This is a genomic window from Pedobacter aquatilis, from assembly GCF_032678425.1.
GTDB classification, from domain to species: Bacteria; Bacteroidota; Bacteroidia; order Sphingobacteriales; family Sphingobacteriaceae; genus Pedobacter; species Pedobacter aquatilis_B.
The window spans coordinates 297097-309817 of sequence record NZ_JAVTSG010000004.1 but is presented as its reverse complement, the minus strand read 5'-3'; the positions used below and the strand labels follow the sequence as shown (position 1 = coordinate 309817).

Annotated in this window: 9 protein-coding genes; all 9 read right to left on the bottom strand. The window is 37.0% G+C overall.

The features are described from left to right. Nucleotides 1-34 precede the first annotated feature (34 nt). The 9 genes from R2Q16_RS14785 to R2Q16_RS14745 all read right to left on the bottom strand — a co-directional run bounded on the left by R2Q16_RS14785 (nt 35) and on the right by R2Q16_RS14745 (nt 12720). On the bottom strand, nt 35-1660 hold the full coding sequence (locus tag R2Q16_RS14785) for an NADP-dependent glyceraldehyde-3-phosphate dehydrogenase (protein ID WP_316738015.1): 1626 nt from the start codon (nt 1658-1660) through the stop codon (nt 35-37). A 125-nt stretch (nt 1661-1785) separates the two neighbouring features. Then, the gene (locus R2Q16_RS14780; RefSeq protein ID WP_316738014.1) at nt 1786-3228 is read right to left on the bottom strand and encodes an MFS transporter; all 1443 of its coding nucleotides are present in this window, start codon (nt 3226-3228) and stop codon (nt 1786-1788) included. Nucleotides 3229-3249: 21 nt separating this feature from the next. Next, on the bottom strand, nt 3250-3912 hold the full coding sequence (locus R2Q16_RS14775; protein WP_316738013.1) for a bifunctional 4-hydroxy-2-oxoglutarate aldolase/2-dehydro-3-deoxy-phosphogluconate aldolase: 663 nt from the start codon (nt 3910-3912) through the stop codon (nt 3250-3252). Then, the gene (locus R2Q16_RS14770; protein ID WP_316738012.1) at nt 3893-4960 is read right to left on the bottom strand and encodes a sugar kinase; all 1068 of its coding nucleotides are present in this window, start codon (nt 4958-4960) and stop codon (nt 3893-3895) included. Before R2Q16_RS14770 ends, R2Q16_RS14775 begins: the two co-directional genes overlap by 20 nt. 114 nt (nt 4961-5074) lie before the next feature. After that, entirely contained in the window at nt 5075-6475 is a 1401-nt protein-coding gene (gene uxaC / locus R2Q16_RS14765; RefSeq protein WP_316738011.1) for a glucuronate isomerase, read from the bottom strand. 87 nt (nt 6476-6562) lie between these two features. Next, nucleotides 6563-8209, bottom strand: a complete 1647-nt coding sequence (locus R2Q16_RS14760) for an altronate dehydratase family protein (RefSeq protein WP_316738010.1) — start codon at nt 8207-8209, stop codon at nt 6563-6565. Between the two features lie 2 nt (nt 8210-8211). Further along, a complete protein-coding gene (locus R2Q16_RS14755) occupies nt 8212-9723 on the bottom strand; it encodes a tagaturonate reductase (protein WP_316738009.1) in 1512 nt (503 codons plus the stop codon). Nucleotides 9724-9757: 34 nt separating this feature from the next. Continuing rightward, complete coding sequence (pelA, locus tag R2Q16_RS14750; RefSeq protein WP_316738008.1) at nt 9758-10792, bottom strand: pectate lyase; 1035 nt, start codon at nt 10790-10792, stop codon at nt 9758-9760. Then, nucleotides 10792-12720, bottom strand: a complete 1929-nt coding sequence (locus tag R2Q16_RS14745; protein ID WP_316738007.1) for a glycoside hydrolase family 88 protein — start codon at nt 12718-12720, stop codon at nt 10792-10794. Before R2Q16_RS14745 ends, pelA begins: the two co-directional genes overlap by 1 nt. Nucleotide 12721: the final 1 nt, after the last annotated feature.

Sequence of the window (12721 nt, the reverse complement as noted above, 5' to 3'; positions counted from 1 at the left end):
TCGCAATGACGAGCGGCTTAACAATAAAAATATTCTAAAAAATATACTTCGTACTTAAAAAATTAGAATCATCACCGCTAACAATCTCATTCAATAACTTCTTATTATTATCGGTAAGTTTTGTTGCTACTAATGAACGAATTGAAAACGAACGCAGCGCATCAACAACCGAAAGTGTTCCTTCGGCACTGTCTTTTCTTCCTGTAAAAGGGAAAACATCTGGTCCGCGTTGGCATTGGCAATTCACATTTACTCGACTTACCTGATTGACCAGCGGATCGATAAGTGAAGAAATTACAGCGGCATTATTACTGAAAATACTAACTTGTTGCCCATGTGGCGAGCCAATTAAATATTCAATTGGTTCTTCCAAATCATCAAAAGGAACAACAGGAATTACCGGGCCAAATTGCTCTTCGCGATACAATTTCATGTTGCTGTTAACCGGATATACAATCGCTGGATAAACAAAAGTTTCCAACGTTTGTCCGCCGTTTTTGTTAACCACTTTGGCTCCATTTTTCACAGCATCATCAATGCATTCCTTTAAATATTCTGGCTTGTTTAGCTCAGGAAGTGGCGTTAAAGCAACTCCTTTTTCCCAAGGCATACCAAATTTTAGTTTTTCCACTTCTGATGATAAACGCTTTAAAAATTCTTGCGCCAAACTGCGGTGTACATAAACGATTTTAATTGCCGTACAACGCTGTCCGTTGAAAGATAATGAACCTAAAACCGTTTCTGAAACGGCTAAATCTAAATCTGCATCTTTAGTAATAACGGCTGCATTTTTAGCATCTAAGCCTAAAATTGCTCTTAATCTGTTTACTTTCGGATGTAGTTTTTTCAATTCATTTGCAACCTTACTCGAACCAATTAGCGTTAACACATTCACTTTTCCAGATTTCATTAAACCCGGAACAATTGTGTTTCCTCGTCCGTAAATTGTGTTTACAACACCTTTAGGGAAACTCGAACGGAAAGCCTCAAGCAGTGGATAATGTAATAAAGTACCATGTTTAGGTGGTTTAAAAAGGAGCGTGTTGCCCATTATCAATGCCGGGATTAAGGTTGTAAAAGTTTCGTTCAATGGATAATTAAACGGGCCCATACACAACACAACACCTAGAGGCGAACGACGCACCTGGGCAATAATTCCTTGTTCTTGTTCGAAACGAGAAGATTGTCTGTCGATATCTTTTAATGCATCAATTGTTGCATAAATATATTCTACAGTTCGGTCAAATTCTTTAATAGAATCGGCATATGATTTACCGATTTCCCACATAATCAGCTTTGCTACGATTTCCTTTTGCTCAATCATTTTATGAGTAAAGTTTTCTACGCAGCTAATGCGGTCGGCAACACTCATGGTTGGCCATTGTCCGCGACCGTTATCATAAGCTGCAACTGCTGCGTCAAGTGCTTCGGTAGATTCCTTTTCGGTACAAACCGGGAAACTCCCAATTCGTTTGCGCTTCAAGCCATCAGGTGTTTTAACGCATACTGGCGAAAAAACTTCATTAAATGGCCCGTTCCAGGTTTTCATTTCTCCATTAGAGAGAAACTCTTTCTGCTCTATTTCCTCATGAAGCCTAAATTCTTCCGGAATCTGGCTTTCATCGACGAAAATACTTTCGAGGTTTAAGTTTGTGCTCAATTTGGTTTAATTGTTAGGTTTATAATTCTGTAAATCTATAGTTTAAGTATAGATTCGTTATTTAGTTCACTTATTTAGTATTTATTCAGCTTTTTTAAAGGATGATGTTCTTGAAAACTAGATTGTTACAGTTCTACTAGTTTGTATTTTGGAACAAGGCTTTTCATTACAACCCAACCGATAAGATACGCAACTGCGCAAAACGAGAATACAATAAAATATCCTGCTTCTTTACCTTGAAATCCCATGAAACTCATTTGTGTATCGCCAGCAAAAGTGAATAATACACCCGAACCTTTGTTTATGAAAAATGAGCCTAAACCACCTGCCATTCCACCAATTCCGGTTACAGTTGCTATGGCTTGTTTAGGAAACATATCGCCAACGGTTGAAAAAATATTAGCCGACCAAGCTTGATGCGCTGCACCTGCGATACCGATAATAATTACTGGCAACCAATACCCATATTGCCCTAAAGGTTGAGCAAGCAAAGCCAATAGCGGAAAGAATGCAAAAATTAACATTGCTCTCATTCTTCCGTCATATGGGTTCATATTTTTCTTGGTTACAAAGTATGATGGCAACCAACCGCCAATGATTGATAATAAGGTAATAACGTACAAGATGAATAGTGGAAATGCACTTTCAGTTCCACTCATTTTATAAATATCTTTTAAATAAGCCGGCGACCAGAATAAATAAAACCACCAAACGCCATCAGTCATAAATTTACCGAAAGCAAAAGCCCAGGTTTGTTTAAATTTAAGACAATCTGAAAATGATAATTTTTTAACTGGTGATGCAGCTGTAACTGCTTCTGAAAGTTGTTCGTGTTCTACAATATCTTGTTGAATGTAAGCAAGCTCTTCTTTGCTTACGCGTTTGTGAGTTTCTGGTTTTCCATAAAGCAGTATCCAGAAAAACATCCAAATAAAACCCAAAGCGCCAATGATGATGAAAGACATTTCCCATCCATAAGCCTCGGCAATATATGGAATGGTTACTGGAGCTGCTAAAGCACCAACGGTTGCGCCAGCATTAAAAATACTCGTAGAAAAAGCCCTATCTTTTTTAGGGAAATATTCTGCAGTCGCTTTAATTGCCGCTGGGAAATTTCCAGCTTCGCCTAGTGCAAGTACAAAACGGGCAAAAATAAATAATGATAAACTTGTAGATAAAATTAAACTCGTGTTACCAACCGTTGAAAGTGATTCTTTTGCGCCTGAAAAACTTAAAGCCCAATCGCCAGTAATTAAGCCAGATGTTGCAATACCGCAAAATGCATGAATACAAGCACCAACCGACCAAATTCCAATTGCCCACAGGAAGCCCTTTTTCGTGTCCATCCAATCTACAAATCGCCCAGCAATCAGCATAGAAATCGCATAGAATAGAGAGAAAAGTGCGGTAATTGTACCGTAGTCGCTATCAGTCCAGTGAAATTCCGGAACAAAATAATCTTTCCATGTAAGCGACAGCACTTGTCTGTCTAAATAATTAATGGTAGTTGCGACAAATAAAAGCGCACAAATCGTCCATCTGTAATTTCCTTTAACTGCTTGGTTCATTTTGGTTAGGTATGTTTTTGTTTATTTGCTTTCTTTAATCAAATCAAGCGCTAATTTTGTGTTTTCGAATAAATCATCGTAAAGACCTTTGCTCATAACATCTTTACTAATTAATTTGCTGCCCATTCCAACGGCACAAACGCCAGATTTAAACCAGGTTTTCAGGTTTTCTAAATTAATTTCTACGCCGCCTGTTGGCATAAAAAGTTGTCCGGCAAATAAATCTTTTATAGAGGAAATAAACTCTGGACCAAGAATATTAGCCGGGAAAATTTTAATCAACATTGCTTTATGTTCTTGTGCAACGCTGATTTCAGTTGGTGTCATACAACCCGGAATCCAAAGCATTCCAATTTTATTGGCTATTTCTGCAACGGCAGGATTAACAATCGGTGCAACAATAAAATCTGTTCCGGCTTCGATAAATGCATTTGCATCGGCAGGAGTTTTAATCGTACCAATTCCTAAATATAAATCAGGCATTTCTGCATCGCGGATTTCCTTTAGCTTTTTAAAATTTGGCAATGCCGATTTACCACGATTTGTATATTCGAAAACACGAACGCCTGCGTTATATAACGTACGCAAAATTTCTACACTTCCAGCTTCGCTATCCTGATAAAAAAGGGGTAACATGCCCTGTTCTAAAATGGCATCTAAAATTTTATGCTTGTTGCTTATCATTTTGTATAATTCTTTTTTCTATGTCGGTTACCGTACTTGTTGTTGCATCGCTCGGAATGTATAATTTATCGTATGCCGCTGCGGTTGCAAAATCTAATATTTGCTGTGTGCTCAGGTTATTGTAAAAACCATAAATCAAACCGCCCATAAAGCAATCTCCACTACCAACTTTGTCTAAAATTTCATCAGAAACATATTCTGCTGAAACTGTAAGTTCATCCTCAGTGTAAATTGCTGTATAATATTTTATGCCTTTTCCATTATCAAACCTAAAAGTGTTTGCAACTGCTTTACAAGCCGGGAATTCTTTTATAATTTGTTTTGATGTATCAACAGCCTGTTGCAAAAGTGTTTCCTTCTCATAACCATCAGTTGGCTTTAAATCATCATGTAAATTTGTACCCAACATCTTATTTGCAGCCCAAACATTGCCCATAATTAACGTACAATATTTGGCAAGTTGTGGCAAAATCTCAATTGGTTCTTTACCGTATTTCCAAAGTTTTGCACGATAGTTTAAATCTAAAGAGATTATGATGCTTTTTGATTGAGCAACTTTTAACGCTTCAAGGCAAACATTAGCAATATCTTGATTAATAGCCGGGCAAATTGCACTGAAATGAAACCAAGTAATTCCATCAAAAACTTCGTCCCAATTAATTTGACCAGTTTTTAACATTGCATACGCAGAATTTGCCCTGTCGTAAATTACGCCTGCATTTTTTAAATCTTTACCTTTTGGCAAATAATATAAACCCAATCTTTCACCATGATAAACCATTGGCGTAGTGTCTATATTTTTGGTATTCAGGTAATCAACAATCTCATCAGTAACCGAATTTTTTGGCACAGCCGATAAATATGCAGAAGGCACATTCCATAACGCAAGTGCTGTGGCAACATTAAGCTCGGCACCACCAATATAAAAGGGCAGCTTATTTTCTTGAAGCCATTGTCCATCCATATCGGGGCAAATGCGCAAAAGCAGTTCGCCAAAACTTAAAACTTTTTCTCCTTTTTTTACTGAGGATGATATCGGGTTACTCATTTTTGTATTTAATCGGCGTAAATCAAGCAATTTGAATGGTTGTATTGAAAATTTAAGGAAAACGATTGAAACGATTTGAATCGGTTCATTTTCCTTAAAAAAGCCGGTTTTTGGTTAAAATTTAAAGTAATTTTTTGCGTTAAAATACGAAATATCCTGCACTATCTTGCCAATCCACTCAATGTCATTAGGTAATTCTCCGTTCTCAACATCAGTTCCGAAAAGGTTACAAACTATTCTTCTGAAATATTCGTGACGAGGGAAGGAAAGAAAGCTTCTAGAATCGGTTAACATACCAACTAAACGACTTAAAAGCCCCATGTTTGATAATGCATTAAGTTGTTTTATCATGCCATCTTTTTGGTCTAAAAACCACCATGCAGAACCAAACTGAACTTTACCAGCAATAGAACCATCATTAAAATTACCAATCATCGTTGCGATTAGTTCATTGTCGGCCGGATTTAAATTATAAATAATCGTTTTGGCCAATTTATCTTGCGTATCTAATCGGTTTAAAAACTTAGATAGCATCCTCGCCTGACTAAAATCGCCAATCGAATCCCAACCTGTATCCGGGCCAAGTTTGCTTAACATTCTGGCATTGTTGTTTCTTAAAGCGCCTAAATGATATTGCTGAACCCAACCTTTTTCATGATCCCACTCGGCAAAATAAACCAGCATAGCTGATTTGAATTTCAGGTTTTCCTGGTAAGAGATATTTTGCTTACTCCTAATTTTCTCAAAAATTGATGAAATTTCTAAATCAGTATAATCTTCGGCATAAATTTGTTCTAGGCCATGATCGGAAACCGAACAACCATTTTCATTGAAATAATCGTGACGGCTTTTTAAAGCGTCAATATAATTTTGGAATGTGCTGATATTTTTATCTACAACTTTTTCCAATTTGTCAATGTATTCATTTAAGCCTGATACATCATCGCTGTTCATTGCCTTGTCCGGGCGAAATGCCGGCAACATTTTAAGTTTTGCACCTTCATTTGCCAACTGTTGATGAAAGCTTAAACTATCTAAAGGATCATCAGTTGTACAAACGGCTTCAACATTCATTTTCGCTAGCAAACCACGAACAGAATATTCTGGGGTTTGTAGTTTAGCTGAACATTCATCATAAATCTTCTGAGCCGTTTTACCTGTTAGTAAATCATTAATGCCAAAATAGCGTTGAAGTTCTAAATGTGTCCAATGATATAATGGGTTTCTTAAAGTGTACGGAACGGTTTCAGCCCATTTCTCGAATTTTTCAAAATCAGAACCCGAGCCGGTAATAAATTTTTCATCCACCCCATTTGCCCGCATAGCCCGCCATTTGTAATGGTCGCCAGCAAGCCAAACCTGGCTCATATTCTCAAACTGAACATTATTTGCAATTTGCTCTGGTATTAAATGGTTATGGTAATCAATTATTGGTAAAGCTTTAGAATACTCGTGATATAGCGTTTTTGCTGTTTTGGTTTCTAAAAGAAAATCTTCATCTAAAAAAGGTTTCATGCTCGATATGTTTAAGAGGCTTTAACAATTAAATGTTTATTGCTAAAACCTATTATTTTAAAATTAAATATTGACTTTGTCTATAAGTTATAAACTTACACCTCTTTTCCAAGGGATAAAATCATCTTGATTTAGCAAAACTGCTTTCGGTATTACTTCGCCACTGGCGGCTTTAATGCAGTATTCTAAAATGTCTTCGCCCATTTGCTCTATGGTTTTTTCACCCTCTATAACTGGGCCGCAATTAATGTCGATAATATCAGCCATGCGTTTTGTTAGTGCATTATTTGTGGCAACTTTAATTGTTGGGCAAACCGGGTTTCCTGTTGGCGTGCCTAGACCTGTTGTGAATAAAATAAGCGTTGCGCCAGATGCAGCTTTTCCGGTTGTGGCTTCAACATCATTTCCTGGTGTACAAACCAAATTCAAACCTGGTTTCGTTGCAGGCTCTGTGTAATCTAAAACATCTTCAACTGGAGAAGTACCGCCTTTTTTGGCTGCTCCTGTACTCTTAATTGCATCAGTAATTAACCCATCTTTAATGTTTCCTGGAGATGGATTCATGAAAAAACCAGAACCAACATTTTCAGCAGCCTGGTTGTAATTAGTCATTAACTGGATAAACTTTCTAGCTGCAGTTTCATCTTTTGTTCTATCGATAAGTTGTTGCTCCGCACCGCACAATTCAGGGAATTCTGCCAAGAGCACTTTACCGCCAAGCGCCACTAATAAATCTGAAGTGTAGCCAACAGCCGGATTTGCGCTAATACCACTGAAACCATCGCTGCCGCCACATTTTACGCCAAGAACTAACTTGCTCAAAGGTGCAGGCTGACGCTCAAACTTATTAATTTCAGTTAAGCCGATAAAAGTCTTACGAATCGCCTCTTTAACCAATTGTTCTTCGCTTTGCGATTGTTGTTGCTCAAAAATAAATAGTGGTTTGTCGAAATTCGGACTGCGTAATTTCAAATCGTTTACAAAATCCTGAACTTGTAAATTCTGGCAGCCTAAACTTAAAACCGTTACACCCGCAACGTTTGGATGGTCGGCGTAAGCAGCTAAAAGTTTACTTAAAACAGCCGCATCCTGGCGAGTACCGCCACAACCACCCTGATGGTTTAGAAATTTTATTCCATCAACGTTTTTAAAAATTCTATTGGAAACATGGTTTGCCTGAGCGATTGAGTTATTGTCTGCTTCACTTAGGGTTTCGCCATTTTTATAGGCTTCAACAAGGTGATGAGTGTATGTTTTGTATTTATCGGTAACGGCATAGCCTAATTCGTTGTGTAAAGCTTCCCTTATCACATCTAGGTTACGGTTTTCGCAGAATACAGTTGGTATAAATAACCAATAATTTGCTGTTCCAACTCTGCCATCATTACGTACATAACCATTAAAAGTTCTACCCTCAAATTTTGAAACATCTGGCGCACGCCACTCGTAATGGTAAGGTCTAAATTCATAAGGATCAGATGCATGCTTCGTGTTTTCGGTATCCATCAAACCACCTTTTAAAATAAAATGTTGTGCTTTGCCAACCAATACGCCATACATGATAATGTGGTCGCCTTCATTCATATCTTGCATAAAAAATTTATGCTTTGCCTGAATATCATCCTGTAAAATATATTCGTGCCCATCGTGAATAATGGTTTCGCCTTTTGCAAGGTTTTGCAAAGCCACTAATACGTTATCATTCGGATGAATTTTTAAAATTCTTGTTACCATTTTTAAAGTGTTCTTTCTGAATGCAAATTACTTAAAGTTTCTTTTGCACCGTTATTTTGTAATAAGTTAACGTAGTTTTTAATGGCTGCGTTAAAACCTGGGTAATTGTTTAAATTTTTATCCCACAAACGTCTGTCGCCAAGAATATTGTCGATTGCCGTTTCAGGATTTTTCCAGTAATCGAATAGAATTTGTGCAAATTCATCATCGATAGCAAATCTTTTATCGTTTACATTTGCAGCAAATGTCTCACCATCTTTAACTGTATTCATAAAAATGATATAGGCTGCCAAACCAACTGCCATTAATGGTGGCACTTCGTTTTTCTGGCTATAATATTTTCTAATTAACGGCATATTGCGCATTTGCATTTTCGAGGTGAAATTCAAAGTAATCGCCTGCCATTTATGTTCTAAAAACGGATTACTAAACCTATCGATTACGCTCTTTGCAAAATCAACAGCATCGGCATAAGTGATGTCGTCGTTTTCTAAGGAATGTGCAATTTCATCTTGCATTAAATTAGAAACATAGTTTGCAAAAGTTTCATCAGCCATGGCTTCCTTAACAGTGTTGAAACCCGAAAGGATTGCTAAACCACAACTAAAAGTGTGTGTGCCATTTAATAAACGAAGTTTAAGCTCTTTAAATTTATTGATTGACGGAACAATGAAAATGCCCTTATCAGCCTTCGCAAAAGATAAAATTTCTTTAACCCTTTCGTTTGATGATTCTATTGCCCACAAACGGAAAGGCTCTGCCATTATCATCAACTCATCGGTATAACCTAATTCTTTTTCAATTGATTCTTGCGCTTCAGAAGGAAGTTTTCCCGGAACAATTCTATCTACTAAAGTTTTGCAAAAGTGGTTAGCCGTTTTTAACCACTGCTGAAAATCCCAGCTCAGTTTATTGTGGATGGCTAAATTCAATAAAATGTCTTTTAATTTATCGGCGTTATCGCTAATTAATTCTGTTGGTACGATAACCATTCCGTTTTCGGCAGAACCATTAAAAGCCTCAAATCTTTCGTGTAAAAATGCAAGTAATTTACCCGGAAAAGATTGTGGCGGTGTTTCACTAATTTTATCTTCACTAGCAACAATACCAACTTCTGTTGTGTTTGATATTACGATTTGCAAATCCGGATTATGAGCAGCTTTTAGAATTTCTGCCCAATCCTGCGAAGCAGATAAAACTCTGCTAATTGATGAATTAATGGTGTTTTCTTCAACATTTTTACCATCTTCAATTCCTTTTACACAAAGTGTGTATAAGTTGTCTTGTTTCGAAAAGGCATCAGCACCGCCTTTGGCCGTAGATTTTACAACCAAAACGCGACCATTAAAAATGCCGTTGCGATTTGCTTTATCAATAAAATAATCTGGTAAACCGCGTAGTAAAACGCCAGTGCCAAATTGAATAACTCTTTCTGGCAATTCTAAAAGTTCTGCCGCAGGAATGTTAACGTTTTCTGCGCTTATGTTTTTTAAATTTTCTTTGTTTAAAATCATTGTTTTCATTTTGCCGTCAACAGACGAGTTTACATTAATTTATTGCGTTGGCACTTAGCCATTTTGGATATTCTTTTTCTAATAGTTTTTGAGCGAAGTTTCCGTACCAGGCGTAACCATTTCTACGTTCTGTAGATAAATCTTCTAGCTTAAGTTTAATCGTATTGTCTCTGTCTCCAAAAATTGGGATATTCTTATCTAAATCGTAAAAACGAGCCCAAACTGTACTGTTATTATCAGCTACAAGTGCAGTTATTTTACCCTCCGCTTTTGAAGTATTTCGGTCAAATCTATAGCCCGAAATTTTATACTTTTCGAACCATTTAATCGCAGAAGAAATAGATGTTTTAATTTCTGCAGATGGATTTGGAAAACGCATTAAAAACCGAACAATACTAACAGATTCTGCCGTGCTTAAAGATGCAGGCTCAAAGTTTCTGGCTTTTGCTGGCAACATCGAATCTTTATCGTATTGTGCTGCCCAAATTGTTAAGGCGTCATTTTGTTTTACCTGAGTTTTTAAAATACAAGTTAAACCATTTTTTACGGCCAATTGGGCTTTGGGAATATATTTTGGATTAACTGCATCAAATCCATTAGCCTTTGTGATTATATCTTGAAGGATGTTCAGAATATTAACCATCGCATCATCATTATACGTTATTTGAGCACGATATAATGCTTTATCTGGGTAATATTGAGGCCAGCCACCGTTGGCATTTTGGGCAGATAACGTATAATCTAACCCTTTTTCTGCCGCTTTCAGATAAGCATCATTTTTAGTGGTTTTGTAGGCTTGTACTAGATGCACAATTTCTCTACTGGTTGCTTTATTATCAAAAGTGGCATGCAAAACCGTTGTTGCTTTAATTTTTGCAAGTAATTCGCCCGTTAATGGCAAGCTATAATTTACTACGCTCTTATCTTCGAGTTGCTTAGGCCAGCCACCATTTTCAAGTTGGTAAACTAACATTTTGTCGGCAACAGAATCTGTTGGTTTTTGCGCATAGCAAGAGATTAACAAAAAACTGCATAGGAGGGATGATAATATTTTGAATCTATTTATCATTATTTTGCCTGAGCTTGTTTAATTAACCAGTTTACTAAATCGTTAGTGGCTTTAAAATTTTCTAAATCTTTCGGAAGCTTTCTGCCATCGATATATTCATTGTAAAACCAAGGATCGCCCACGGCAAAAACGGTACCTTTTCCATACTTTGCTGTAGCGATGATTACATCGCCATTATCTGTTAAAGCCGAAACAGCAGGTTTACTAACTTTAATTGTCGAAATTTCTTTGATGTAGATTTTCTTAGCAGTTTTAAAAATTGAATTTCCTTCCGGGATTTTTATTGCGCCTTGCTCAAAGTTTAATCCCTGAACTTTATTGCGGCTATCCTCATTAAATTTTATTCCGAAAGTTTCTGGTAAGACATTGAATTTTGCTATTTCGCAATTGCCTGCATCATTTAAAAGCATCACTAAAACGCCACCAGCTTTTACCCATTCACTAATTTGTTTGGCGTGTGCTGCATTCATGTAATTTGGCGAGGCTGTTTCTTTTTCAGTATCCGGATCTACAATAATGTAAATATTTGTACCTTTTAAGTTAGCTGTTGTTGGTGCAGCTTTTAAAGTTGAAGTTTCAACGCCAGCATCATTAAATATCTTTCCGAATAGTGAAAAACCATTATTGTCGTCTTCATTCCACAAATAATGAAATGGAATTTTTTCGCCCGTAGGGCCAGTCATATATTCGTTGTTGAAGAAATTATCAACCGTAACTTTTAAGCTTTTGCCTGGTTTTGGTAAGGCAGCAATTTCCATTTCTGCAGATGCGCAAATAAATGAACCAACGCCTTTCGGATCGTTTGTAATTACCTTTTCGCTGATGTAATACTCAAAACTGCCATCACGATATTTTGGTTTTCCGCCTAAACCTGAAACAGAAACCGTTTTTGTTAGATTAACTCTCTCAGCACTTGCTACTTCAATAAATTCTTTCTTTAAGCCTGCATAACCTTTAATTGCGGCAGCTGTAAATGATTTTGGCAACCAACCTTTTCTTACGCCTTTAGCCAAGCCATAAACAAACATGCTCGATGCAGAAGATTCCAGATAGTTTCCTTCACGTTTTGGCATATCCAAAATATCGAACCAAACACCAGATTTTGCATCTTGATATTTAACTGTTACAGTAGCCGTACGATTTAAAATCGCAACCAATTCGTTATATTTTGGGTGTTTTTTTGGAAAGTAATCTAACACATCAACAAGTGCCATGATGTACCAACCCATCGCTCTGCCCCAAAAATTTGGAGATTTCCCAGTGGTTTTATCCGCCCATTTCTCCTCGCGACTTTCATCATAGCCATGATAAAGTAAGCCCGTTTTTGAATCTCTTGCATTTTTCTCCATCCAGATAAATTGGTTGGCAATGTCATCAAAAGCGGCATCTTTTTTCATCAGCGTTGCGTACTCCGCATAAAAAGGTTCGGCCATGTACAAACCATCGAGCCACATTTGGTTTGGATAGATTTTTTTGTGCCAAAAACCACCTTCTTTAGTACGAGGCTGCTGTTGTAATTGATTGTATAATTTCGTGGCAGCTAACAAATATTTCTGCTGTCCGGTAACTTTGTAAAGCAATAACAAAGCCCTGCCATTCTTAACATTATCGATGTTAAAATCTTCGGCTTTGTAGGTTGTTATATTCCCATCCTTATCCAAATATGCATCCATAGAATATTGGATGTATTTAAAATAATCGCCATTTCCGGTGTTTCTCCAAACTGCTGCAGCACCCTCCAAAACAACGCCCATATCGTAACTCCACCTTGGCCCTTTTGCTGTTTTCAAAACGGTTGTGTCTTGAAAAAGCTTTTCCATTGCGGTTAATATAAGCTGTTCAGAAAGCTTTTTTTGCGCAAAACCATTTACAGATAAAATGCTTAAGCCAATTGACGCAACCGTTGTATATAAAATGGATAGTCTCATC